The following is a 23522-nucleotide window of genomic DNA, read 5'->3' on the forward strand; positions in this document are numbered from 1 at the left end:
TGCATTCTTTATCGGCGCTTGGGTGAAAGGAGGAGGGGCGAAATCTCCCACGGATCTGTACTGCGCTAACAGTCAGAATCGAGCCTTGTCCCTCCTCCTCCCTTCAAGTCCTAGCATACAAGCGAGCTTGCTCGCGATGACGGTGTACCAGTCGCCATTGAAGGTGACTGATACTCCGCTATCGCGAGCAAGCTCGCTCCCACAGGGTTTTGGGTTTACCGGGCGAGTTCGGCCAACGCTCTCGCAACCCCAGCCCCATAAAACGGATCGGCCTGAGTGCAGTGAGCAACATGCCGCTGCTGCACTTCCTGCGATACGCCACTGAGCGAACGCGCGGTGTTTTCGAACAGCGCCTGCTTCTGCGATTCCGACATCAGGCGGAACAGATTGCCCGGCTGTTCGAAGTGGTCCTCATCCACCCGATGATCCCAATGCCCGGCAGCGCCGGAAATCTTCAGTGGCGGCTCACGCCAGTCCGGCTGGTCGGCCCATTGGTCATCGCTGTTGGGCACGTACGCCAACTGGCCACCGTAGTTGCCATCCACGCGCATGGCGCCGTCACGATGGAAGCTGTGCACCGGGCAGCGGGCGGCGTTGACCGGGATCTGATGGTGATTGACGCCGAGCCGATAACGCGCCGCGTCGCCATAAGCGAACAGGCGCGCTTGCAGCATCCGGTCCGGTGAGAAGCCGATACCGGGCACGACGTTCGATGGCGAAAATGCCGCTTGTTCGACTTCGGCGAAGACGTTTTCCGGATTGCGGTTGAGTTCGAAATAACCCACTTCGATCAACGGGTAATCCTTGTGTGACCAGACCTTGGTCAGGTCGAACGGATTGACTTCGTGGTCGTGGGCCTGGTCTTCGGTCATGACCTGGATATAGAACGTCCAGCGCGGAAAGTCGCCGGCTTCGATGCTGTCGAACAGATCCCGATGATGACTTTCCCGGTCGCGGCCAATGAGATTTTGCGCTTCCTCATCGCTGAGGTTTTGCACGCCTTGCTGGCTCTTGAAGGTGAACTTGACCCAGTGCCGCTCGTTGTTGGCGTTGATCAGGCTGAAGGTGTGGCTGCCGAAACCGTGCATGTGCCGATAGCTGCGCGGAATGCCGCGCTGACTCATGACGATGGTCACTTGATGCAATGCTTCGGGCAGTGACGTCCAGAAATCCCAGTTGCTTTGCGCGTTGCGCATGCCGGTGCGCGGGTCCCGTTTGACCGCGTGGTTGAGGTCCGGGAAACGCAATGGATCGCGAAAGAAAAACACCGGGGTGTTGTTGCCCACCAAATCCCAGTTGCCTTGCTCGGTGTAGAACTTCAAGGCAAAACCACGAATATCACGCTCGGCATCGGCGGCACCGCGCTCGCCGGCAACGGTGGAGAAACGGGTGAAGATCGGCGTTTGCTTGCCCACCTCCGAGAACAGGCGGGCCTTGGTGTAGCGCGTCACATCGTGGGTCACGGTGAAGGTGCCGTAGGCGCCGGAACCTTTGGCATGCATGCGCCGCTCGGGAATGACTTCGCGGTCGAAGTGAGCGAGTTTTTCCAGCAGCCAGATATCCTGCAGCAGTGCCGGGCCACGAGGGCCGGCGGTCTGGATATTGAAGTTGTCGACGACGGGAGCGCCGTTGATTGAGGTCAGTTTGTTTTTGGGCATGGCACAGTTTCTTTAAGTTGATGTTTTAGTTGAGTGGGGATCGTGAAAGTCTTAACTAATCGAAAATGGATAAAGAAAAGGTAAGTTGTTTAATCAATATCAAGCCCGGCGCTTCAAGGCCCGTTCTATGCACGCCAGCAGCGCATCGGTATTAAAAGGTTTGGAAAAGTAACCTTCAGGTTTTCGCACACTGGCGCTGAACTGCGGCGGCAGCCCCGGTTTACCGGTAATGAACAGCGTGGGGATATGGGTATTCCTGGCCGCCAGCGCTTCGTACATCTTTACCCCGCACATGCCGGGCATCTGAATATCCGAGATCAGGCAGTGGGTCTGCTCCGGTCCGTTGGACTCAAGAAACGCATAGGCGCTGTTGTAGGTCTTTACCGTGTAGCCGTAAGAGCGCAATAAACTGTCCAGTGAGACAAGAATAAGTTCGTCATCATCAACAACTGAAATAATAGCTGAGTTGAACATGTAGAAACCTTGCGTCATTGCGAGTGGCGCTAAGTGGCGCCCGCCATACTTGCAAGATACGCGCTCCAAAAAAGCGGAATAGTATACTTGTGTATGTTTGGTTGGTTTTTCGCCTTAGTTGCGACGGGTTATCAATATCAAGTCTTGAGATAGAGCCTTCACCATGGTTGTTCATGGCTGAGGTTATCCTCGATCAACAACAGAAACCGCGCGGTGTGGCGCGTGCATTCTTCGAAAAAACGTTTGCTGGCATTGTCCTTGTTGGCGATGGCGCATTCCCGGTAATCACGCAGCAAGGCATCGAAAGCCCGCAGGCGGCGCGTTCCCTGGCAAATGCCTGTCAGGCAATCGGCAAAACACTGTGCCTCGTTTGTGTCATTCAGGGCGTAAAGCGATGCGCTTTCGACATATCCGCCCAGGTCAGTGATGCCGGTGACGAGGAATTCGGCATAGTCGGTATTGGTGCGCACCAGCCGGTGGAACAGCTGTTGAACCGGCAGGAAGCTGACGTTGTGCAGTTTCTGCTGACCCCGTTTGAGCTGAGCGAGAATGCCCAGCGTGGTGCTCAGCGTTTGCGTCAATGCGTCGATGATCTCGACGCGCTCGGCGATGGACAGGAACGTGTGCGCACCATAACGGCTGATGCGCATCGGATGACTGACGATGTACAGCTTTTGCAGTGCGTTCATGACAACCGTCCTCAGGCCAGCGCATCGGCGCGATGAGTTGATTCATTCGAGGTGACCAGCGTAAATCGACAGGGTCCGGATAACACTCCTACCTCAAGACAGCGCGCTAGCACATGGGGGTCAGCCTCGTCATACCTGGGTATGAACGGTTAGCACTGAGGTAGGAGTGCCTGGCGCATTCGGGCAACTTACAGTGCCTGAACATTCCGATGCACAAGGCTGGCCGCCAGCCTTCGCGGTGTTTTCTCCCATCGGCGCTAATCTGTTTTTGACGGCAATCGCCCGCAGGTTCCTGACTGCTGAAAAGGGCAGTGGAGAAATCATTGATGTTCACGTTCCTGCAAATTCACCCCTTGATCTGCGGTGTCATCCTGGTCGTGATCGACCTGGCGCTCTGGCAACTGATCGGCGCGACGCGGCACAACCTGCGCCTGTGCGTTCGCATCGGTATTTTTGTGGCGTTCAGCTGGGTCATGACCTTGGCCGGCATCAGCCCGTTGCAACCGCCACTGTGGCCGGACGACGCCGTCCTCAACCTGATGGGCACGGTGCTGGGCATTGGCTGGTGGTTGTTCGCGGCCCGCACCGTGACCATCATCGTTGGCTATGGCCTGACGTCCCGGGCCGGTCACAGCGCGCGTTTGCTGTACGACCTGCTCGGCGCCGTGATTTTCCTGATCGGCATCGTCGGCGCCGCCGCCTACGTTTTGCAGTTGCCGGTCAAGGGCTTACTGGCGACGTCCGGAGCGATGGCGATCATTGTCGGCCTTGCGTTGCAAAGCACCTTGAGCGACGTGTTTTCCGGCATCGTGCTCAACACCACCAAGCCTTACCAACTCGATGACAGCATCTCCATCGACGGCACCCAGGGCAAAGTGGTCGAAATCGATTGGCGCTCGACCCACTTGATGACCGATATGGGTGGCATTGCGGTAGTGCCCAACTCGGTGGCGGCAAAGGCGCGGATTATCAATTTCAGTCGGCCGGGTGATGTGCATGGGGTCAGTGTGATCATCGCCGTGCCCAGCAGTGTGCGCCCGCGCCGGGCCATCGATGCCCTGGAAAAAACCTTGCGCGGCACCCGCGCGCTATTGCCGGCGCGCACGGCCAAAGTCACGGTCAAAGCCTCGCACCTGGATTACACCGAGTACGAGCTCAAGGGCTTCATCGCCTCGGCCAAAAGCAAAAATGAAATCTGCAACCTGATGTTCGACCTGGCCCATCGTCACCTTGAAGCCGCGGGTGTCAGCTGGGGCCACGGCCAGGACGAGCAGCACTGGAACCGTCAGCGTCGGTTGCTGGAGGACGTGCGGATATTCCGCTCGCTGAGCAATGATGAGCGTGATCGCCTGGCCGATGAAATGAGCCCCGTGGACTATCAGGCCGACGAGGTGATTCTGGCATTCGGCGAGGTTGCCGATTGCCTGATGATCATCAGCACCGGTGTGGTATCGGTGGCGATTCATGACGACGAAAAACTGGTGGAAGTCGGGCGCATGGGGCCGGGTGAAGTCTTGGGCGAGGAGGGCATTCTTGCCGATAAACCTTCGCGAGGGGAGTTCCGCAGCATCACCAGCGGACGTCTGTTTCGTATCGAGAAAAATCTGTTCGGCAGCCAGTTGGAGCATCTCGCTGAATTGAAAACCGCCCTGAGTAATTTGCAGGATCAGCGTCAGGAAATCCGTCAGACCCTGGTCATGCAAAAAACGGTGGAGGTCAAGAAAACCGGTTTGCTGCAGTGGCTGCTGCAAAGAAAGTGAACGCGGCCTTGCCCGATGCAAGGCCTGCGGATCAGGCGGCCGGATATTGCGACTGCAACAGCGGGCTCCATTGCTCCTGATTGTCCGGGCGACGGTAGTACACCACCATGCGCCTTGCGACCTGCATCGCCACTTCACGACCGTTGTCGGCCTCGACCATCGCCAGCGCCAGATCGATCCCGGCACTGACCCCGGCGGATGTCCACACCGAGCCTTGCTGGACGAAAATCGCCTCGCGGTCGAGCTCCACCTGCGGGAACATCCGCTCGAACATGTCGGCCATCAGCCAGTGAGTCGCCACACGCAGGCCATCGAGCAAACCGGCGCGGGCCAGGAAAAACGAACCGCTGCACACCGATGTGGTGCGCCTGGCCGTGCCGGCAGCGATGCGTAGCCAGTCCACCAGCGGCGCGCTCTCGGCCATGACCTGGCGCATGTGTGGCGAGCCGGGAACGATCAACGTATCAGGTGGGCTATCGGCCAGTTCACTCAGGCGCCGGGTTTCCACCACCAGACCTTCACCGGTGCGGATCGGCCCGCCGTCCAGACTGGCCGTGTGCAAGGCATAACCAGGCAAACCGAGCTCAGCCAGGCTGCGGGTCGCCGCCCAGAAAACGGTCTGGGCACCAGTCAAATCGAGCAAACCCATTTGCGGATACGCCACGAAGATGACGGTGCGCGGTTGCGCGTGCGCAGGGTTTTGGTGTTCAGAGCGGTGGTTCATTTCATCGATGGACACTGCTTGATCTCCGTGTCGCCGCGTAGCGGCATCAGGTGTGGATGAGGGTTATTCATCGTGTCTCAGGGTGGTCAGCGGAATTGCAAGCAGGAACTGCGTGCCGACTCCCACGGTGCTACTGACCCAGATGCGCCCGCCGTGGAACTCGATGATCGAGCGACAGATCGAGAGCCCCATCCCCAGGCCGGTGGGTTTGGTGGTGAAGAACGGATCGAAGAGCGATGGGAGAATGTCTTGGTCGATGCCGGTGCCGGAGTCGGCGATTTCGAGCACTGCCTCGTTGTCCTGCACGGAGGTCTGAATCCGTAGCGTTCGAGTGCGGTCATGCACGTTGGCCATGGCCTGGCAGGCATTGATGATCAGGTTGATGATGACTTGTTGCAGTTGAATCCGGTCGCCCTTGATATGCGCGCCGGGAGCGCCCAGTTGTGAGTGTGGGCGGACCTGGTGGTTGCCTATGTCATGTTGCATGAGCGTCAGTGAGTCACTGACGATGTCGTCGAACGCTTCTGCCTTGCGCTGCACTTCACTTTGACGCGACAGCGCCCTGATACAGGCGATGACATCGGAAACCCTGGCCGAATTTTGAATGATCCGGTCCAGTGAACGGCGTGCTTCTTCGAGGTTCGGTTCGGGACGGTTGATCCAGCGTTTACAGGATTCCCCGCTAGTGATCACCGCCGCTAGAGGTTGATTGATTTCATGGGCGATGGACGCCGCCAGTTCGCCCATGGACGTCACCCGCGTCACGTGCGCGAGCTTGGCCTGGGAGTGAAACAGTGCTTCTTCGGATTGTCTGGAGGCCGTCACGTCCATCAACGCGCCAACGTATTCAATGCGCCGTCCATGATGAAACAACGGGTTGGCGATCATCTGCACGTACTTGATCCGGCCATCCGGCATGACCAGCCGATGTTCCACTTCGATCAGGCTTTGCTGGCGCGCGGCCTGCTCCAGCACGCTATCGAAAATGGCCCGGTCATCGGGGTGAGTGCGCCCCCGGACCATCGCCAGCGTCGGTGTCTCGTCCAGCGGGTATTCGAAAATGCGCGAAGCTTCGTCCGACCACGAAACGATGATCTCGTCATTGATGGTGAAGCCGATACTGCCGGTGTGACTGAGTTTTTGTGCGCCCAGGAAGAACGCCTCTTTGCGGCGCAACGTGTTGGTCGCGCGTTTGCTGCGCAGGGCCAGCAGGGTAATGGTGGTCAAGGCGATCAGGCAGCGCACGAATCCGGCAATCAACCGGTGATCACGATAGCCTGCGTCGGCAATAAAAGTGGCGGTCAGAATGGCTACGCAACCCAGGGCGACGGCAAGGAAGACAGGAACAGGAAAGAAGTTCGCCGACATGAACACCAGGGTGATGTAAAACAGCGTCGGAGCCACATCGAGGTCGAGATAGGCGTTGGTCATGAAGATCATGCATCCGGCTGCAATGGCGGCCAGCCAGGCGACGGCATCTGACATAAAAAGTTTCTTGCAACGTTTAATGATAGACATTTGTTCTTCCGGATTTGCTATCGAACGGCAACTCGCAAGGCATCGGTAATGCCGGGCAAACTCTTTGTGAGGGGTGTTGGTGTTGTGGTGCAAAAGCGCTGCTGAAACGGGCTGGTCATCCATCCTTTGGAGCAAATGTTTAGCGCGATGTGGGGGCGATTTGACTTGAGAAAAAACGCCCGCCAGAAAAACCAGTGGCGGGCGCTTGGGAAATGTCCCGGGCCAGCAAGGAGTGGGCTGGCCGGGATACAGGCGTTGAGCTTCACATCACCTGGCAAGGCCGGGCGAATCGATGCTTTGCTGGCGCCGCAGGCGATGCAGCGTCAGCAGGCGCATCACATAACCGAACTTGATGGCCGTCGGGCCAAGAATCGTCATGGCATGGGCCATCACCACGCTGGGCAGCGACAGGTATTGATCCAGGCCGTAGGCCAGAATCGCCCCGACCACTAACGCGATCAGTCCACCGATGAGCATGGCGTGGGACAACTTCAAAACCTGATACGGATGCTCAAAAAAACCATACATTTCGATCACCTCCGTTTTGAAGTGTCACGGCCGTGGCAATCACGGCCGCATCCGTCGTCTTCAGGCCACCGGAATCAGCGGGTCGGCTGCCGCCAGTGCAGTGGCACGATCAGCCGCCGGCGGATAGATCCAAACGGTGTTGATCTGCGTCTTGAGGTCCTTGGCTTCCTTTTTTACCAGTTTCACCTGGCGATCCCAACCTTCGGTGAACACCGCGCCCCAAGTGCCCAGGTCCAGGCAGGTGACGTACTTGGGTTGGCTGTAAGCCATCGGCTCGACGCCCAACAGCTCCGCGGCGACGTTGTTACCGGCATAGCGGCCCAGCGCAATCGCATGCTGGCAGGACATCGCCGCGAAGTTGCCCAGGTCATCGGTCGCGGCGTAAGCCACGTCGCCTGAGGCGTAGACATCGGCGTGACCGCGTACTTTCAGGTTCTGATCGACATGCAGGCGACCCTGATGATCGCGGGTGCCTTGCACTTGCTCGGTCAGCGAGTTGGCGCGGAAACCGACGGTCCAGATCACGGTGTTGGATTCAATGCGACGACCGTCGGCGAGGGTGACGCCGTTGGCATCGACCGAGGCAACGGTGGCGCCGACAACCCACTCGATGCCCAGATATTCCGAAGCCTCGACGATGGATGGACTGATGCCTTCGCCCAGGGCTGAACCGATTTTTGGCGAGCGTTCGACCACGATCACACGGATGTCGGCGTTTTCACCGAGCACGGCACGCAGGCGTGCCGGCATTTCGGTGGCGGTTTCGATGCCGGTGAAACCACCGCCGGCCACTACCACGGTGTTGCGGGCGGTGCTGTCCGGTTTGTCTTTCAGCGATTTGATGTGCGCTTCCAGGCGGCTGGCAGATTCGATTTCGTCGACATCGAACGCATGTTCCAGCATGCCTTCAACGGGTGGACGCTGCAGCTTGCTGCCGGCGGCCAGCACCAGGCGATCGTAGCTCAGCTTGCCCTCGATGCCCGCGGCGTTGGTGTAGCTGACGGTTTTGCTTTTCTCGTCGATGGTCTCGGCCGAGCCTTTGACGAATTTCACGCCCACCGCGTCGAACAAATCGTTCAGTGGTGCCTTCATGGTGTGCACGTCAGGCTCGTAGAAGCGCGGGCGGATGCGCAGTTCGGCCTGAGGAGCCAACACGGTGATCTCGACGTCATTTCGATCGTGCTTGTCCAGCAGACGGGCGGCGCTCAATGCGCTCCATACCCCACCGAACCCTGCACCAATAATCAAAATTTGCTGTTTCATTGTTTAGCTCCTGAAGAACAATCGAGGGCGTAAAAAAGAATGTGCGATGTAAGCGCCATCGCGGCGGTTGACCATTTGCGACGCAAGAAGGCATCACTCAACAGTCGGGTTCGGCTTGATCTGGAACAGATGTTATTCGAGGGGTCTGGATCTGACACTGCTACATAGGGTCAGCCGAAGTATGACTAGGTATTAACGGGCTATACCAAGGTGTTAGTTGCTTGAATCGGCAGGTGTTAGTTGCGTCGGTCAAGGACCGTTTCGATGCAGGCGAGCAACTTGTCGGTGGGAAAAGGCTTGGGGAAAAAGGCAATGGGTTTCATGGCACCGGTGCGCGGCGTGCGTTGTGCGTAGGGGTTGCCGGTGATGAAAATCACCGGGATATGAATGCCTTTGGCCGCCAGCTCTTCATACATGGTGATGCCGTCCATTTCCGGCATTTGTATGTCGGAAATCAAACAGGACGTATTAACCGGGCCATCGGAGAAGAGAAACTCATGCGCGCCCTCGTAGGTTCGCACCGTATAACCATAGGATCGCAATAAACTGTCCAGCGCCATTCGAACGGATTCATCGTTATCGACAACGGCAATCATTGCCTTATTGCACATAGTGGTGTCCTGCCTGGTAGCACAGAGCAATAAGTTGGCTCTGCGCCATCCTTGCAAGATACGCTGTCCTGAAAGGGCGCACAGTATACGTGGGTATAGTCACCTGATTGCTGGCTGGGCCGAGATCACCTCTGACATGCGCACCAGATCGGCAAACGAACGCGCGCCCATTTTGCGCATGGCCTGTCCGCGATGGATTTTTACGGTGATTTCGCTCAAGCCGATTTCACCGGCAATCTGTTTGTTCATCAAACCCGAGGCGGCCAGGGCCATGACGGTTTGTTCCCGCGCGCTCAGCGTCTGGTGACGTGAGCGCAATTCATCGGCGTGGCGTTCTGACTCGCGTCGCTGTTTGTCCCGGCTATGGGCGGCGCACACCGCGTCGATCAGGTCCTGTTCGCGAAAGGGCTTGGTCAGGAAGTCCACGGCGCCGGCTTTCATCGCTCGCACGGTCATGGCGATGTCGCCGTGGCCGGTGATGAACACGATGGGCACGTTGATGCCGGCGGCGGCCAGTTCGTTTTGAAAGTCCAGGCCACTGCTGCCTTGCAACCTCACATCCAGCACCAGGCAACTGATCGTGTCCGGACGCGGGTACTTCATGAACTCGGCGACCGAACCAAACAACTCGACCCGCAGGCCGATGGAACGCAACAGGCTGCCGAGGGATTCGCGCAGCGGCGCATCGTCATCAACGATGAAAACCATGGACTCGTTTTGGGTGATTTTGTTGAGTGGGTTCTGTTCGTTCATTGCGGGTTCCCAAGGGTTGGACGTGCAACCGCCCTCGCTTTATTCCTGGCGAGGGGCGCTACATTAATTGTCAGCCGGGCAGGCGGCACTCATACCTGTGTATTAAATGGCCGCTGCGTAACCTTGATCGTTGGCAACACGTATCGGCAGGGCAAACAGAAACGAGCTGCCCTGGCCGTTTGTGCTGGTGGCCCAGATCCGCCCCTCGTGGAAATCGATGATCGAGCGGCAAATGGAAAGGCCCATGCCGAGACCGTTTGCCTTGGTGGTGAAAAATGGCGTGAACAATTGCGGCAAGACTTCGGCGGGAATGCCGGGGCCTTGATCGGCCACTTCGAGAACTGCTTCGTTGTCCTTCACCCTGGTGCGGATGCACAGCGCCCGCTCGCCAGGGCTGACCGCGTCCATGGCCTGGCAGGCATTGATGATCAGGTTGATGATCACTTGCTGCAATTGCACGCGGTCGGCGCTGACCTGGCCGCCGAACGCGGTCAGCTCGATTTTCGGGGTGATCTTGTGATGCGCCAACTCATAGCGGACCAGGCTCAGGGTCTCGCTGACGATATCGTTGAGTGATTGGTTCTGGCGCAGCGGGCCGCATTTGCGCGACAAGGCCCTGACGCGGTGGGTGATTTCGCTGGCCCGGTTGGAACTGGCGATGATCCGATCAAGTGACTGACGTACTTCGGATACATCGGGTTGCGCGTGGCCGAGCCAATTGCGGCAGGCTTCGGCACTGCTGGTGATCGCCGCCAGCGGTTGATTGACTTCATGGGCGATGGAGGCGGCCAGTTCGCCCAACGTCGTCACGCGGGTGACATGGGCCAATTGGGTCTGGGCGCGACACAGTGCTTCTTCGGCCAGTTTGCTGGCGGTCACGTCCATCAATGCGCCCAGGTACTCAAAGCTGCCGAGCGGTGTGGCGAACATGTGCAAATACTTGATGCGCCCGTCAGGCATCAGCAACCGGTGTTTGACCTCGATCAAGGTTGCATGGCGTGCGGCCTTGTCAAAACCGGCACGTACCAGCGGCAGGTCATCAGGGTGGGTTCGCGCCAGGAACAAGTCCACCGAGGAAGGTGCGCCCGCCGGGTATTCAAGTATCCGTGCCGCCTGTTCCGACCAGCCCATTTTCCCAAGGTCTGCACGAAAGCCGAAGCACGCGGTCTGGGTCAAGCGCTGGGCACCGACCATGTAGACTTCCTTGTGGCGCAGGTTGTCGGAGACCCGTTTGCTGCGCAGCGCCAGAAAAATGATTGCCGCCAACACGGTCAAGCTGCGCAGCAAGTCCGTGACCGAGTCCCAGCGGTTAAATCCACCGTGATACAGGCACATCGACGTCAGCACCAACATGCAGAACAACGCGACCACGATCACCGCGTTGATCGACAACAGGTTGATCGCCATCAGCAACAACGCGATGTAGAGCGTGGTGGCAGTGAGGTCGGACTGGGTTTCGGTGTTGATCAGGATCCCGCATGCCACGACCAATCCCATCAGCCACACCAACAGGTTTTCCACCGGCTTGAGGTTGAGGCCGAGCAAGTGACGAGAGGCCCTTTGACCTGAGTTGTACAGCATCTTGCTGTAGGTTCCTTTTGCGGAGGCGGGCGCGCTGCGTGCGTTGGCAGGTTTTTTTGTTGGGATTTCGATCATGCGCGCCTCGGTGGTTTGTTCGGGCTGGGGGCGGAGAATCGGTTCAGTATCCTAGAAGCACGGGCTCGCACCCCGTTAGGACAAAAAACCCGAAAAAACTGCCATGGCGGCGAATCGCGCGTCAGTGGAAAATCGCGGAAGTGCTTCATTGGATTAAGTTTTTTTTGCGGGGGTTATACGGAAGTATCAACGCACTCACCTAATGCATGATCGCGCTGTCCGCAGGTACGACAGACCTTTTGCACCCGCCGCCATACCCTGTTCAGGCACCTTCCCGAACTCAATGGCCGCGTGCCGGGTAGCGAACCTCATGAACAGAAATGAACTGCGTCGTGCCGATATCAACCTGCTGGTGGTTTTCGAGACGATGATGCATGAGCGAAATGTCAGCCGCGTCGGCGAAAAGCTGTTTCTGGGGCAGCCCACCATCAGCGGTGCCCTGGGCCGGTTGCGTGTGTTGTTCGATGATCCGTTGTTCATACGTTGCGGGCGATTGATGGAGCCGACCGCACGGGCCGAGGAAATCTTCGCCAACCTGGCTCCGGCGCTGGACGGCATTGCCGCCGCGTTGAGCCGTTGCCAATCGTTCGATCCGCGCACCAGCGAAGCGACGTTTCATGTCGGACTTTCCGATGATGTCGAGTACGCGTTGCTGCCACGATTGTTACGGCAACTGCGGGTCGAGGCGCCGAACATCAAATTGATTGTGCATCGGGTCGATCAGCAGCAGATGTCGCAAAGACTGGTCAACGGCGATATCTCAGTAGGCATCAGCCATACCCTCGACCTGCCGGCGAATGCCCGACGCAAAGGCTTGCGGCCGATCCGGCCAATGCTACTGCGGTTTGACAGCCGGCCCGGGCCGTTGGGCCTGGACGAGTTCTGTCGGCGCCCGCATGTGGTGGTGTCGTCCGTGGGCAGCGCCTCGGATGACACCGACCATGCCTTGAACCTGCTGGGCCGGCAACGCAAAGTGGTGCTGACCGTCCCGCAGTTCAGTGCATTGCCAGGGTTGCTGGCGCAAAGCGACATGCTCGCCATCGTGCCGGATTACGTGGCCAAGGCAATGGCGTCTGCGCCGGGAATGAGAGCCGAGCCGGCGCCGTTGCAACTGCCGGCACCGGAGCTTTCGATGGTCTGGCGCGCAGCTGTGCACGATGACTCTGGCCAGCGCTGGTTACGTTCGCGCTGCAGTGCGTTGCTTTGTGAGCCGGTCGAGCTGCAGGTCGTGCCGAAATCTCGACCGGTGTTGCACAACAATCAGGCTTTGCTGGCAGCCAGGTAAGCGCCGAGACGTCGACCCATTTCTTCGCCCAAGGCCTGCAAACCACTCATTGGCCGGACCATGACCTCGAAGTCGACGATTTTTCCCTGTTCGTTGAAGCGGATCATGTCGATGCCCTTGAGTTGTTTACCATCAACCTTGGCGCTGAATTCGAGGACCACATTCAGGCCGTCGGCGGTCGCCAGTTCACGGTGGTAGGTGAAGTCCTCGAACACCTCGAACACCGTGTTGAGAATCATCGATACCACCGGCGCGCCCGGATACGGCGTGTGCGCCATTGGCGAGCGGAACACCGCTTGCGCGTCCAGCAACGCAGGCAAGGACTTCAAGTCGCCGGTGCGGATCATCGCGTGCCACAGGTTCAAGGACTCTGCGGCTTTGGGGTGCAATTGCAGTTCAGACATATTCAACTCCTGTTTTTTGTTGTTGTTCAAAGCGTGCCTGATGCGGTGTGACCAAACTGTCGGGCGATGACCTGCGCGGCGTCGTCAGCCCACACACTGTAGATGGCCGGGCCCGGATGAAAGCCGTCTCGCGCCATCGCCCCGGCCACGGGGGCCAAATGGGTCGTCAGCATCCTACAGCGATCCCGACGATCCGCCAGTCTCTCAAGATGTGCATTGAAACGCGCCGCGCGGTTACCGAGATACCAGCGCAGCGGTTGCGGTAGCGCGGGAAACAGGTGCATCGGCGGAAGAGGGGAGATGACGACCAGCTTGACCCCGAACTTGTCGAGCAGCACGTCCAGCAACTGCTGTTGCCGGGCGATCCACTGCGTATCGGTGATCGTGCTGGTGACATCGTTGACGCCGATGGACAGCAGCGCCACATCGAAGGGTTGCGCGGCGTGTTGTTCGAGCAGTTCCAGCAGCGCTTGCGAATCCAGACCCGACCGCGCCCAGAGCGTCCAGCCAACCTGATAATCCTTGGCCAGACGACTGACCACCTGGCCGCTCAGCGCTTCAGCCTGAGTCGACGCCCCGACACCCGCCGCCGCACTGTCCCCGAGAACCAGCAAACGCAGGGCCTCGCCATTGCCGACCAGCCCTTGGCGCTCGCCCTCGGCCTCCGGCAATTTCGGCGTGACGCGCCGCGTGTACATGCCCTGCATCAGCAACACGGGGCCGAGCATGATTTTGGTCAGGGCTTCGGTTTTGCTCATGCGCAGGTTTCCGGAAAGGGGAGCCTAGATTCGCTTAAATTCCGCCCACGAAAAAGCCCGGCTGATCAGGCCGGGCTTTTCGTGGTATTGCGGTGAAGCATTTCGTTTAGGCGACGGTGTTGCCTTGCAGGCGATCCGAGCCATCAGCGGCGACGGTGTTGCCTTGCAGGCGATCCGAGCCATCGGCGGCGACGGTGTTGCCTTGCAGACGATCTGAGCCATCGGCGGCAACGGTGTTGCCTTGCAGGCGGTCCGAGCCATCGGCGGCAACGGTGTTGCCTTGCAGGCGGTCCGAGCCATCGGCGGCAACGGTGTTGCCTTGCAGGCGGTCCGAGCCATCAGCGGCGACGCGGTTTTCGTTCAGGCGATCAGAACCGCCCTCAGCTACACGATTCTGGATCAGACGATCCGAACCACCTTCAGCCACACGGCTTTCAATCAGTCGATCCGCGCCGCCTTCAGCGACGACAGGTTGAGCAGAAGTAGCGGCGAAAGCGTTAACTGCGAAGATCGAGAAAGCGATGCTGAGGATGGTTTGGCGTTTCATGATCGTGTGCTCCGGGGTGTTGTTGGTTGGTATGGAGCTGATGTTACGCCCTGGAGTTTTTAAGAGAACTTCATTGAGTTAATGGTGACTATTGACGCAGTCAATGGTTGCCCTGCGCCGTATTCGTGGTCATTGATCGGTGACGCACAATTCTCCGGTAGCGCGGATCAGGGCCTGGCCGTGCAGAGCATCCTTGATCAGGGCGGAGCGCTGTTCGGCCAGCCACGCCGGGCATTCCGGGTCGACGCGGTAGGGCACGAAATCGGCGTACTCCTGCAACAGACGGGTTTGCAGTTCATCGAGTTTGGGGCGGATCTGATTGAGGTCTGGTCGTGGTACATCGGGCGCCTTGTGCGCCGCCTGCCACTGCGCGATCAAACCGTACTGCACCAGTTTGTTGGCTTCGATCTGCGCGGCGATCAATTCTGCGGCTTCGTCCGGGTCCACTTTGCGCTCGACGGCCTGCTTTTTGGCGTTGGCAATCACCAAGGCTTCCCGGGCGGTATCCTGGATCGGTTTGCCACTGTCCCACTTGGTCAATGCCACCTGATCAGCAATGTTCAGGCGCTCGTTGATCGTGTTCAGCAGCGGTTGCAGGGTTTCGGGTGCAGCGGTAGCGGCCTGGGTGCCGTTGGCGAGCAAGCCGAGCAGGGCACAGCTCAGCAATTGCGGCAGGCGTGGGCAGTGGAACATAAGCAAACCTCTTGGGCATGGGATGCGCATCAGGTCTTATGTATCACAGCTGAGCCCGAGGCATGAAACACGACAGTGTATTCAACCCGTTACAGTGGCGGCCAAAAGCCGTTCAATCTGCGCCAGCTCCCACGTGCTGAGCAAGCTCACCGGGTCGGTGCCGAAGCGCTGTCCGCCGTTGAATTCGCGACCGTCCGGGCTCTGGCAATGCAGGCAGTGGTGCAGGTGTGTGCCGTCGACATCGAGGCTAAAACGCCAATACTCGATGTCGACCTGCACCGTACCGGATTGATCTTCAAGGCGCTTGAACGGGCGCAAGTCCAGGGCTGCATCGCGCAATTGCTGGTAAACCTCGCGGGCGGTCAGGGGCGGCACGGGCGTCTCCGGGCGGTGGGTGAAGGCGACAGGATAGAGCGTGCCCCTGAGGCTGTCATTCGACGGTCTGTGCTTGCCGGTTACGCGGTGCCTCTTCGTCCCGCAGCTGAAGGCTCATGTCATCGCAGCTTTGCGACCAGTCTGTCAGCCACTGTGGCATTTCCATAGATTGCTCCGACAACCCCAGTTCGCGAGCAAATTCGCCGGGCGGCACCGTGCCTTTCGCTGCACGGAACAGGCCGCGCATCACCACCACGCCGACCACTCGGCCATTGCTCACGAAACGGTGCTCCATGAAGCTCCACTTGTGATCCCAGCCGAGCATCCGCGTGTGAATTTCAAACGCTTCGAACAGCTTTAATTCGCGACGAAACTTGCCCCAGGTATCGCCGACGATGGGCACCGCCTTGTTGCGCAGCGCCACACGAAAGGCGCCACTGCGCAGCACGTAATCCATGCGCCCGATGTCGGCCAGGGTGAAATAGCGTCCATTGGTGACGTGCCGGTTGAGGTCCAGATCCAGCGGCCACACCCGCATGTGCACGACTGTGGTGGTTAAGGCATCCACGGGCTTGCGCCACGGACGACGAAACAGCATGAGGAACAGTCGGAACCAGAGATTCATAAGTACGCCGATGATTAAGTGATGGCTGCACTTTAGGCGTCGGGAATCGGCTAAGGTAGGTGCGCAAATGACTTTTTCCATGCGAAAAGCGCAACAGGGGTTTTTATGCACATCACCTTGCTTCTGGCCGATCAATGTTCCGCCGCCAGCGCGACCCTGGCCCTGGAAGTGCTCAGCGCCGCGAACCTGTTCGCCGACGATTCACCGTTCGAGGTGGTGAGTGCATCGCTGGAAGGTGCGCAAGTCGCCGCGTGGGGAGGCCAGACGTTACGCGCAGACCGGTCCATCGCCGAGATCCCGCGAACCGATCTGGTGCTGATCCCCGGATTCCTTTTCACCCTGAAAGACGCCTTGCCGACCTTCGCCGCGTATGGCCCATGGCTGCGTCAACAACACGCGCAGGGCGCGGTGGTGGCGTCGATGTGCACGGCGGCCTTCATGTTGGGCGAAGCGGGGTTGCTGGATGGCGTTCGCAGCACCACGCACTGGGCGTTTGCCGACCTCTTTCGTCGCCGCTACAGCGCGGCGTGTCTTGAGGAAACGCAGATCATCTGCGAAGACCAGCGCGTGATCACCAGCGGCGGCGCGAGTGCCGCCATGGACCTGCTGCTGCATCTGGTGCGTCGCTTTGCTTCACTGGAACTGGCGCAGAAGTGCGGCAAGTATCTGCTGGTCGACTCGGTGCGCAGCGAGCAGTCGGTGTATGTGATGTGGTCATTGCCGAAAAACCATGGCGATGGTGAAGTGCTGCGGGCGCAAAACTGGCTTGAGGCTCATTTTGACCAGCCGTTGCTGATCGATGACATTGCCCAGCAATTCGGTTTCGGCGTGCGCAACTTCAAGCGGCGCTTCAAGGACGCGACGGGCTACACGCCAATTACCTACCTGCAAACCCTGCGTCTGGAGAAAGCCAAGCAGCTGCTGGAATCCACCCGCATGACCCTGGACAGCATCACTTACGCGGTGGGATACGAAGACGGTAACTCGTTCCGCAGGCTTTTCCGTCAGCGTGTGGGATTGTTGCCGGCGGCGTACCGCAAGAAGTTTCAAGCGGTCGCATGATGTCGAACACGAAAAAGCCCGGCTGATCAGGCCGGGCTTTTTGCGGGTGAAGCGGTGAAGCAAGGTGTTATGCAGCGCGGTACTTGATCAGGCGATCGGCACCGCCTTCAGCGACAAGGTTGCGCAGCAGACGGTCGGAGCCATCGGCGGCCACTTCGTTACCTTTCAGGCGATCCGAGCCATCGGCCGCTACGGTGTTGCCTTGCAGACGATCCGAGCCATCGGCAGCCACTTCATTACCTTTCAAACGATCCGAACCATCAGCCGCTACGGCGTTACGCTTTTCCAGCAGGCGATCCGAACCACCTTCAGCGACACGATTCTGAATCAGACGATCCGAACCACCTTCAGCCACACGACTTTCGATCAGTCGATCCGAGCCGCCTTCAGCGACCACAGGTTGAGCAGAAGTTGCGGCGAAAGCGTTAACTGCGAAAAGCGAGAAAGCGATGCTGAGGATGGTTTGGCGTTTCATGATCGTGTGCTCCGGGGTGTAATGGGTTGGTATGGAGCAGATGTTACGCGGTGGATTTTTTAAGAGAACTTCATTGAAGTGATGGTGAACATCGACAACATTGATAGGGTAAACGACATACCCCTTGTGGGCGTGATGATGCGGCGTAGCCTGTCGTCGGCTGCACGGCCCGGCCAGTAGCGCGGGGGTATGCTGGTTCTTCGCAGGTTTCATGCTCTGATCGAGAGGATAAACCGATGCACGACTACTACGATTTGGGCGCCTACAGTCGCCCGGTGACAACGAGTTCGCCGCAAGCCCAGCTCTGGTTCGATCGTGGCCTGCTGTGGTGCTACGGCTACAACCACGACGAATCCATCCGCTGTTTCCAGAAAGCCCTCGAACACGATCGCAATTGCGCGATGGCCTACTGGGGCATCGCCTACGCCTCGGGTCCCAACTACAACAAACGCTGGGACGCCTTCATCGAACAAGAGCTGAAGGAAGCCGTGGCCCGGGCCCGACTGGCGACGCAAATCGCGCTGGTGCATCTCGACGGCGCAACGCCGGTGGAGCAGGCGTTGATCCGCGCGCTTCCGCAACGCTATCAGGCCGAACAGACCAACAGCGTTGACGAACTCTTCAGCTGGAACGATGCCTACGCGGCGGCCATGCGCGATGTTTACCAGTCCTTCCCCGATGACCCCGACGTGGTGGCGCTGTTCGCCGAAGCGCTGATCGACCGCACGCCGTGGCAGTTATGGGATCTGAAAACCGGCGAACCGGCAGTGGGTGCCGACACCGTTGAAACGGTGGTCGTGCTCGAACGAGCGTTGCAACGCATGGAGCAAAACGGCGACGCGCCGCACCCCGGCGTGCTGCACATGTATGTTCACACCATGGAAATGTCGCCGTACCCGGAGCGGGCATTACGCTCCGGCGATGTCCTGCGCGACCTGGTGCCGGACGCCGGGCACTTGCGCCACATGCCGTCGCACATCGACGTGCTCTGCGGCGACTACCGTGGCGCCATGATCACCAATCACCGGGCGATCCAGGCCGACAGCCAATACCTGGCACAGGAAGGGCCAATCAACTTCTACACGCTGTACCGCAGCCACAATTACCACTTCAAACTCTACTCGGCGATGTTCCTCGGCCAATACCAACCGGCCCTGGAAGCTGCCGAGCAACTGAGCGAAACCATCAAGGAAGAACTGCTGCGCGTCGATCAACCGCCCATGGCCGACTGGCTGGAAAGCTTCGTGTCGATGAAGGTCCACGTGCAGATCCGCTTCGGCAAATGGCAAGACATCCTCGCCACACCGCTACCGGATGACCAAGCGCTGTACTGCGTGACCACCGCCATGTTGCACTACGCCAAAGGCGTGGCCCATGCGGCTTGCGGCCAAGTTGACTCCGCCGAAACCGAGCATCATCTGTTTCTCGAAGCGTGGGCTCGGGTGCCGGGCACGCGCTACCTGTTCAACAACCAATGCAACGACATCCTCGCCGTGGCCGCCGGCATGCTGCGCGGTGAAATCGAATACCGCAAAGGCAACTTCGACGAAGCCTTCGCCCACCTGCGCGAAGCGCAATCACTGGACGACCACTTGCCCTACGACGAACCCTGGGGCTGGATGCAACCGGTGCGCCACGCACTCGGTGCGCTGCTGCTGGAGCAGGGCAGAGTCGAAGAAGCGTTGCACGCCTACAGCGCCGACCTCGGCCTGGACAACACCCTCAGCCGCGCGTCGTGGCATTTGGATAATGTATGGAGCTTGCACGGCTATGTGGAATGTCTGAAACGACTTGGCCGCGATGCCGAAGCGGCGGCTGCGCAGGTGCGGCTCAACCTGGCCATGGCGCGGGCGGATGTGGAGATCAAGGCGTCGTGTTTTTGCCGGACCGAAAAGCGTTGTTGCCAGTAGCCCAGGGACCAGCCAGCCGCGCTTACTCCGGCAACCCCGCCAACCGCAGCCCATCGGCAAACCGGGCGAAGTCTTCGGGACGCTGGATCGGCAGCCAGTCTTTCAAGTTGGAAATGCGCAAAGAGGGATCCAGTTCGTGCAGGCGCTGCATCGCCACTTTCGCTTTATCCATGCGCCCGCTGAGTGCATGACAGGCCGCCACCAGCGCCACCGGGGGCAGCAGGCTGGGTAGATTTCCCAGCGCCTTTTCCGCCCAATCCGTAGCGGCATCAAAGTGTCCGGCGAAAAAGTGCGCCAGCGCCATGCCGATCTGCATCCTGAACATTTCCGGGTCCAGCGGACTCAAGCGAACGGCATGGTTCAAGTCCTTGATGGCCGCGTCCGTTTCACCGTGCAGCGCGCGCAAGATGCCGCCGAGGAACCAGGCGGGCGCGAAGTTGGGGTTGAGCAGGCGCGCCCGGTCGAGCAGGGCAATGCCGCCGTCGACCTCGCCGGCGAGGTGGCTCAGTGCATGCCCGCCGCGCGTCAATGCGACCGCATCATCGCGGCCAAGCGTCACCGCCAGGCGTGCCAGCCGAATTCCCTCAGCGATCTCGGCAGGTCGATCGATCATCCAGCCATTGAGCTTGCGCCAGAAGTGACACCAGGCGGCCATGCCGTGGGCCGAGGCAAATTCCGCATCGAGTTCGATGGCCGTGTAGAACATCGGCAGCGCTTCCTCGATGGCTTCCCGATTGCCGCTGTGCAATTTGGCCATGCCACGCAGGTAATAATCGTAGGCGTCGAGACTGTCCGTCGGTTTGCGTTTGGCGCGTTCGATTTCTGCCCGTTCGAGTTGCGGCGCGATGGCGCCCACCACGCTTTCGGCGATCTGGTCCTGCAGCTCGAAGATATCGTCGAGCAGGCCTTCGAAACGCTCCGCCCAGATGTGCATGCCGTTCGTTGCGTCGATCAATTGCCCGGTGATGCGCACCTTGTTCCCGCACTTTCGCACGCTGCCTTCCAGCACGTAACGAACGCCCAATTCCTGGCCAACGCCTCTGGCGTCCACAGCCCGGCCCTTGAACGTGAAGCTCGAATTGCGCGCAATGACGAACAGCCAACGGATGCGCGACAGGGCGGCGATGATGTCCTCCACCACGCCGTCGGCGAAATACTCCTGTTCCGGATCACCACTGAGGTTGTGGAAGGGCAAAACGGTAATCGAGGGCTTGTCCGGAAGAACCAGCGCAGAGGAGGGCGTTTGCCTGGAAGACATCGCGTGTTCGTTGAGGTCGGGCTGGCGCTGTTGCCCGTTATTTTCCACATTGACTTGCCCGACAAAGCGGTAACCCTTGCGGGCGACCGTGCGCACCAGACGCTGTTCTTCGCCGGTATCACCGACGGCCTTGCGCACCGCATTGATGTGGCTGGTGATCGTTGATTCGGAGACGATCCGGCCGCTCCAGACGGCCTCGAGCAAGTCGTCCTTGCTGACCACGCGATCGGGGTTGCTGACGAACAGCAGCAACAGATCGAAGACCTGCGGGCCGACGGCCACGACTTGCCCGCGCAAAGTCAGCTCCCGGCGATCCTGATCGAGCACGAAGTCATCAAATGCGAATTGCAAAGTGAGCATCCCCTGACGAAGCGCCCTCAACTCCGTGTCCCAGGCGACTGGCGATTGGTAACTGACGCTGATGATACGGCAGGTCGAACGCCGCTGCACCGTCAGCGGCAATGGCGGCTGGACGATCAAGAATTTCTTTGGACGTAAATCCAAGCGTTCGCCAAGGCAAACCCAAGTCCGGCGCAAGGACTCGCCGCGCGCGTGCAGGCAATCTTGCTTCACACCGACGCAATGATTGCCGTCGACAAGTGGAGAAAACCCATGAAGATTGTCGTAATCGGAGGCTCCGGCCTCATTGGATCGAAACTTGTGAACACCTTGCGCGGGCGCGGCCATGACGCGTTCGCCGCCAGCCCCAGCACGGGCGTGAACAGCATCACCCGCGAAGGCCTCGCCGAAGCGATGGATGGCGCTGATGTGGTGGTCGATGTAGCCAACGCGCCGTCGTGGGAGGACCAGGCCGTCCTCGATTTCTTCGAAACGGCGAGCCGCAACCTGCTGGCTGCCGAAGCCGCTGCCGGGGTTCGCCATCACGTTGCCCTGTCGATTGTCGGGACCGAGCGTCTGCCTGAAAACGGTTACTTCCGGGCCAAAGTCGCGCAGGAAAACATCATCAAGGCATCCGGCATTCCTTACACCCTGTTGCGTGCCACACAGTTCTTCGAATTTGTCGGGGGCATTGTCCAGTCGTTCACCGTCGGTGAGGAGGTTCGCGCTTCGCCGGCGCTGATCCAGCCGATAGCTTCCGACGACGTGGTGGCGGCGCTCGCCGATGTCGTGCTGGCTGCGCCGGTCAATGGCACGGTCGAAGTCGCCGGTCCCGAAGCCCTGCCGATCGACGAACTGGTCAGGCGCTTTATGCAGGCAACCGGGGATAACCGCAAAGTCGTGCCGGACGTGAACGCCCGCTACTTCGGCGCCGTGCTCGACGACCAATCGCTGACCGCCGGCAAGAGCGCGCGTCTGGGCGCGATCCGCTTCGAAGACTGGTTTGCCCTGTCGGCGAACCGCTGACAATTCGCCCCATCACATCCCCACCCACGTAGGAGCAAATGCCATGGTTACTCGCATCCTGTTGGCCGCTGTTTTCGCAGTGCTTTCGATCGGCGCGGCGACGGCCGCTGAGCCGCCTCCCGGCAAGGTGACGGTGGTATTCGACCGTCCTATTCCCAATATTCCTGGCAAGAGCATGAAAGGCGTGGTCGTCGAGTATGGGCCCGGCGCCGCGTCGCCGGCGCACACCCATCCGAAAACGGCCTTCATCTATGCAACGGTCCTGGAAGGTTCGTTTCGCATCAAAATCAAAGGCGAGCCGGAAAAGGTCTACCACGTCGGCGAAAACTTCGTGGAGGAGCCGGGCTCCGTGCACGAGGTCAGCGCCAACGCCAGCGACAGTCAACCAGCACGCTTGTTGGCGGTGTTCGTCGTCGACAGCGATGACATGCCGCTGGTGACTCCTCTCAAAAAGTGAGCCGGACTCATCGAAGCTCAACAGCCGGGTGGCAGGTGACTGCCGCCCAGTGGCTGCTGGAGAGCTGCAAAACAGGTAACGCAGAGAGGGATTCGGATCAGTGGCGCTGGAGCAGTGCGGCTTCAATGCAGTTCAGCAACCTGTCGCCGTCGCAGGGTTTTGGCAGACAGGCAACCAACTCCGGGGAATGAGCGCCCAGAGGGGGAGCGGCAGCAGGATAGGCGGTGATGAATATCGTGGGAATGTGAAAGCCCGCCGCGACGAGCTGTTCAAACATCTCGACACCGCTCATGCCCGGCATCTGGATATCGGAAATCAGGCAATGGGTTTCGGTGGAAGCGTTAGCGTCGAGAAACTCCAGGGCGCTGCAATAGGTCCGGGTTTTATAACCGCCGGACCGCACCAGACTATTCAGGGCACCGCGAACGGAATCGTCATCATCGACAATTGCAATAATTGTTGCGCTGCGGGTCTGGGGGGATTGCGTCATGTGATGGGCTCGTGACTACGCCGGTTGTACCTACAAGATACGCGGTCTTCAAGGTGGGAAAAGTATATCTATGTATAGGTCGCTAAGATCTAAGTGTTGATGTAGCGCAGGCCGTTCAATGACATCGTGGGCGGTGCTCAATCGTACACGTCGCGATGATGTTCACTTGGCGTGTGGCGATAAG

25 protein-coding genes are annotated in these 23522 nt (G+C 59.4%); 6 read left to right on the plus strand and 19 right to left on the minus strand.

What is annotated here, in order from left to right; genetic code table 11:
• Positions 1-215 precede the first annotated feature (215 nt).
• From ACM110_RS14825 to ACM110_RS14835, 3 genes are all read right to left on the minus strand, one after another.
• Positions 216-1658, minus strand: a complete 1443-nt coding sequence (locus ACM110_RS14825; protein WP_416128341.1) for a catalase — start codon at positions 1656-1658, stop codon at positions 216-218.
• 99 nt (positions 1659-1757) lie between these two features.
• Positions 1758-2132, minus strand: a complete 375-nt coding sequence (locus ACM110_RS14830; RefSeq protein WP_416128342.1) for a response regulator transcription factor — start codon at positions 2130-2132, stop codon at positions 1758-1760.
• Positions 2133-2290: 158 nt separating this feature from the next.
• The gene (locus ACM110_RS14835; RefSeq protein WP_416128343.1) at positions 2291-2821 is read right to left on the minus strand and encodes a hypothetical protein; all 531 of its coding nucleotides are present in this window, start codon (positions 2819-2821) and stop codon (positions 2291-2293) included.
• 326 nt (positions 2822-3147) lie between these two features.
• On the opposite strand from ACM110_RS14835, the gene ACM110_RS14840 reads away from it, so the two are divergent.
• Positions 3148-4581: a mechanosensitive ion channel family protein gene (locus tag ACM110_RS14840; protein ID WP_416128344.1), complete on the plus strand. Its 1434-nt coding sequence runs from the start codon at positions 3148-3150 to the stop codon at positions 4579-4581.
• A 31-nt stretch (positions 4582-4612) separates the two neighbouring features.
• On the opposite strand, the gene ACM110_RS14845 is transcribed toward ACM110_RS14840, so the two are convergent.
• From ACM110_RS14845 to ACM110_RS14875, 7 genes are all read right to left on the minus strand, one after another.
• Positions 4613-5320 carry an AraC family transcriptional regulator gene (locus ACM110_RS14845; protein WP_416128345.1) on the minus strand — a complete coding sequence of 236 codons (708 nt, stop codon included), beginning with the start codon at positions 5318-5320 and terminating at the stop codon, positions 4613-4615.
• Positions 5321-5368: 48 nt separating this feature from the next.
• Positions 5369-6790: a sensor histidine kinase gene (locus ACM110_RS14850; protein ID WP_416128346.1), complete on the minus strand. Its 1422-nt coding sequence runs from the start codon at positions 6788-6790 to the stop codon at positions 5369-5371.
• A 300-nt stretch (positions 6791-7090) separates the two neighbouring features.
• A complete protein-coding gene (locus tag ACM110_RS14855) occupies positions 7091-7351 on the minus strand; it encodes a transmembrane sensor/regulator PpyR (protein WP_416128347.1) in 261 nt (86 codons plus the stop codon).
• Positions 7352-7411: 60 nt separating this feature from the next.
• Positions 7412-8614 (minus strand): NAD(P)/FAD-dependent oxidoreductase, encoded by a 1203-nt coding sequence (locus tag ACM110_RS14860; RefSeq protein WP_416128348.1) that lies wholly within the window; start codon positions 8612-8614, stop codon positions 7412-7414.
• A gap of 236 nt (positions 8615-8850) precedes the next feature.
• On the minus strand, positions 8851-9225 hold the full coding sequence (locus ACM110_RS14865) for a response regulator transcription factor (protein WP_416128349.1): 375 nt from the start codon (positions 9223-9225) through the stop codon (positions 8851-8853).
• A 99-nt stretch (positions 9226-9324) separates the two neighbouring features.
• Positions 9325-9978, minus strand: coding sequence for a response regulator transcription factor (locus ACM110_RS14870; protein WP_416128350.1), 654 nt, complete (start codon positions 9976-9978; stop codon positions 9325-9327).
• 102 nt (positions 9979-10080) lie between these two features.
• Positions 10081-11559 (minus strand): sensor histidine kinase, encoded by a 1479-nt coding sequence (locus ACM110_RS14875; protein WP_416128351.1) that lies wholly within the window; start codon positions 11557-11559, stop codon positions 10081-10083.
• Positions 11560-11944: 385 nt separating this feature from the next.
• Between ACM110_RS14875 and ACM110_RS14880 the strand changes: the two genes are divergently transcribed.
• Positions 11945-12919 (plus strand): LysR family transcriptional regulator, encoded by a 975-nt coding sequence (locus tag ACM110_RS14880; RefSeq protein ID WP_416128352.1) that lies wholly within the window; start codon positions 11945-11947, stop codon positions 12917-12919.
• Here ACM110_RS14880 and ACM110_RS14885 read toward each other — a convergent pair.
• The 6 genes from ACM110_RS14885 to ACM110_RS14910 all read right to left on the minus strand — a co-directional run bounded on the left by ACM110_RS14885 (position 12895) and on the right by ACM110_RS14910 (position 16321).
• Positions 12895-13323 (minus strand): nuclear transport factor 2 family protein, encoded by a 429-nt coding sequence (locus tag ACM110_RS14885; RefSeq protein WP_416128353.1) that lies wholly within the window; start codon positions 13321-13323, stop codon positions 12895-12897. The two genes, ACM110_RS14880 and ACM110_RS14885, sit on opposite strands and share 25 nt — an antisense overlap.
• A 26-nt stretch (positions 13324-13349) precedes the next feature.
• On the minus strand, positions 13350-14081 hold the full coding sequence (locus tag ACM110_RS14890) for an SGNH/GDSL hydrolase family protein (RefSeq protein ID WP_416128354.1): 732 nt from the start codon (positions 14079-14081) through the stop codon (positions 13350-13352).
• Positions 14082-14187: 106 nt separating this feature from the next.
• On the minus strand, positions 14188-14628 hold the full coding sequence (locus tag ACM110_RS14895) for a hypothetical protein (protein ID WP_416128355.1): 441 nt from the start codon (positions 14626-14628) through the stop codon (positions 14188-14190).
• Positions 14629-14757: 129 nt separating this feature from the next.
• The gene (locus tag ACM110_RS14900; RefSeq protein WP_416128356.1) at positions 14758-15321 is read right to left on the minus strand and encodes a chorismate mutase; all 564 of its coding nucleotides are present in this window, start codon (positions 15319-15321) and stop codon (positions 14758-14760) included.
• An 81-nt stretch (positions 15322-15402) separates the two neighbouring features.
• On the minus strand, positions 15403-15696 hold the full coding sequence (locus ACM110_RS14905; protein WP_416128357.1) for a hypothetical protein: 294 nt from the start codon (positions 15694-15696) through the stop codon (positions 15403-15405).
• A 55-nt stretch (positions 15697-15751) separates the two neighbouring features.
• On the minus strand, positions 15752-16321 hold the full coding sequence (locus tag ACM110_RS14910) for an acyl-CoA thioesterase (protein ID WP_416128358.1): 570 nt from the start codon (positions 16319-16321) through the stop codon (positions 15752-15754).
• Positions 16322-16426: 105 nt separating this feature from the next.
• Between ACM110_RS14910 and ACM110_RS14915 the strand changes: the two genes are divergently transcribed.
• Positions 16427-17383: a GlxA family transcriptional regulator gene (locus tag ACM110_RS14915; protein WP_416128359.1), complete on the plus strand. Its 957-nt coding sequence runs from the start codon at positions 16427-16429 to the stop codon at positions 17381-17383.
• A gap of 67 nt (positions 17384-17450) precedes the next feature.
• Here ACM110_RS14915 and ACM110_RS14920 read toward each other — a convergent pair whose 3' ends face one another.
• Entirely contained in the window at positions 17451-17858 is a 408-nt protein-coding gene (locus ACM110_RS14920; RefSeq protein WP_338581792.1) for a hypothetical protein, read from the minus strand.
• A gap of 236 nt (positions 17859-18094) precedes the next feature.
• Here ACM110_RS14920 and ACM110_RS14925 point away from each other — a divergent pair, with 236 nt between their 5' ends.
• Positions 18095-19768 carry a hypothetical protein gene (locus ACM110_RS14925; RefSeq protein WP_416128360.1) on the plus strand — a complete coding sequence of 558 codons (1674 nt, stop codon included), beginning with the start codon at positions 18095-18097 and terminating at the stop codon, positions 19766-19768.
• Between the two features lie 22 nt (positions 19769-19790).
• Here ACM110_RS14925 and ACM110_RS14930 read toward each other — a convergent pair whose 3' ends face one another.
• Complete coding sequence (locus tag ACM110_RS14930) at positions 19791-21377, minus strand: winged helix-turn-helix domain-containing tetratricopeptide repeat protein (protein WP_416128522.1); 1587 nt, start codon at positions 21375-21377, stop codon at positions 19791-19793.
• A gap of 261 nt (positions 21378-21638) precedes the next feature.
• Here ACM110_RS14930 and ACM110_RS14935 point away from each other — a divergent pair, with 261 nt between their 5' ends.
• Both ACM110_RS14935 and ACM110_RS14940 read left to right on the plus strand, forming a co-directional pair.
• Complete coding sequence (locus ACM110_RS14935) at positions 21639-22391, plus strand: SDR family oxidoreductase (protein WP_416128361.1); 753 nt, start codon at positions 21639-21641, stop codon at positions 22389-22391.
• 43 nt (positions 22392-22434) lie between these two features.
• Positions 22435-22848, plus strand: coding sequence for a cupin domain-containing protein (locus ACM110_RS14940; protein WP_416128362.1), 414 nt, complete (start codon positions 22435-22437; stop codon positions 22846-22848).
• Positions 22849-22945: 97 nt separating this feature from the next.
• On the opposite strand, the gene ACM110_RS14945 is transcribed toward ACM110_RS14940, so the two are convergent.
• Complete coding sequence (locus ACM110_RS14945) at positions 22946-23338, minus strand: response regulator transcription factor (RefSeq protein WP_416128363.1); 393 nt, start codon at positions 23336-23338, stop codon at positions 22946-22948.
• Positions 23339-23522: the final 184 nt, after the last annotated feature.

Origin of the sequence: Pseudomonas sp. NFX98 (assembly GCF_047784845.1) — a bacterium.
Lineage (GTDB): Bacteria > Pseudomonadota > Gammaproteobacteria > Pseudomonadales > Pseudomonadaceae > Aquipseudomonas.

Bases quoted from the DNA above. Each gene is read 5' to 3' on its own strand.
- ACM110_RS14920 (WP_338581792.1), bottom strand. From the start codon at position 17,858: ATGAAACGCCAAACCATCCTCAGCATCGCTTTCTCGCTTTTCGCAGTT.
- ACM110_RS14860 (WP_416128348.1), bottom strand. From the start codon at position 8,614: ATGAAACAGCAAATTTTGATTATTGGTGCAGGGTTCGGTGGGGTATGG.
- ACM110_RS14850 (WP_416128346.1), bottom strand. From the start codon at position 6,790: ATGTCAGATGCCGTCGCCTGGCTGGCCGCCATTGCAGCCGGATGCATG.
- ACM110_RS14840 (WP_416128344.1), top strand. From the start codon at position 3,148: ATGTTCACGTTCCTGCAAATTCACCCCTTGATCTGCGGTGTCATCCTG.
- ACM110_RS14885 (WP_416128353.1), bottom strand. From the start codon at position 13,323: ATGTCTGAACTGCAATTGCACCCCAAAGCCGCAGAGTCCTTGAACCTG.
- ACM110_RS14940 (WP_416128362.1), top strand. From the start codon at position 22,435: ATGGTTACTCGCATCCTGTTGGCCGCTGTTTTCGCAGTGCTTTCGATC.
- ACM110_RS14915 (WP_416128359.1), top strand. From the start codon at position 16,427: ATGCACATCACCTTGCTTCTGGCCGATCAATGTTCCGCCGCCAGCGCG.
- ACM110_RS14825 (WP_416128341.1), bottom strand. From the start codon at position 1,658: ATGCCCAAAAACAAACTGACCTCAATCAACGGCGCTCCCGTCGTCGAC.
- ACM110_RS14945 (WP_416128363.1), bottom strand. From the start codon at position 23,338: ATGACGCAATCCCCCCAGACCCGCAGCGCAACAATTATTGCAATTGTC.
- ACM110_RS14870 (WP_416128350.1), bottom strand. From the start codon at position 9,978: ATGAACGAACAGAACCCACTCAACAAAATCACCCAAAACGAGTCCATG.
- ACM110_RS14830 (WP_416128342.1), bottom strand. From the start codon at position 2,132: ATGTTCAACTCAGCTATTATTTCAGTTGTTGATGATGACGAACTTATT.
- ACM110_RS14835 (WP_416128343.1), bottom strand. From the start codon at position 2,821: ATGAACGCACTGCAAAAGCTGTACATCGTCAGTCATCCGATGCGCATC.
- ACM110_RS14890 (WP_416128354.1), bottom strand. From the start codon at position 14,081: ATGAGCAAAACCGAAGCCCTGACCAAAATCATGCTCGGCCCCGTGTTG.
- ACM110_RS14855 (WP_416128347.1), bottom strand. From the start codon at position 7,351: ATGTATGGTTTTTTTGAGCATCCGTATCAGGTTTTGAAGTTGTCCCAC.
- ACM110_RS14865 (WP_416128349.1), bottom strand. From the start codon at position 9,225: ATGTGCAATAAGGCAATGATTGCCGTTGTCGATAACGATGAATCCGTT.
- ACM110_RS14895 (WP_416128355.1), bottom strand. From the start codon at position 14,628: ATGAAACGCCAAACCATCCTCAGCATCGCTTTCTCGATCTTCGCAGTT.
- ACM110_RS14925 (WP_416128360.1), top strand. From the start codon at position 18,095: ATGCACGACTACTACGATTTGGGCGCCTACAGTCGCCCGGTGACAACG.
- ACM110_RS14880 (WP_416128352.1), top strand. From the start codon at position 11,945: ATGAACAGAAATGAACTGCGTCGTGCCGATATCAACCTGCTGGTGGTT.
- ACM110_RS14875 (WP_416128351.1), bottom strand. From the start codon at position 11,559: ATGCTGTACAACTCAGGTCAAAGGGCCTCTCGTCACTTGCTCGGCCTC.
- ACM110_RS14910 (WP_416128358.1), bottom strand. From the start codon at position 16,321: ATGAATCTCTGGTTCCGACTGTTCCTCATGCTGTTTCGTCGTCCGTGG.
- ACM110_RS14900 (WP_416128356.1), bottom strand. From the start codon at position 15,321: ATGTTCCACTGCCCACGCCTGCCGCAATTGCTGAGCTGTGCCCTGCTC.
- ACM110_RS14935 (WP_416128361.1), top strand. From the start codon at position 21,639: ATGAAGATTGTCGTAATCGGAGGCTCCGGCCTCATTGGATCGAAACTT.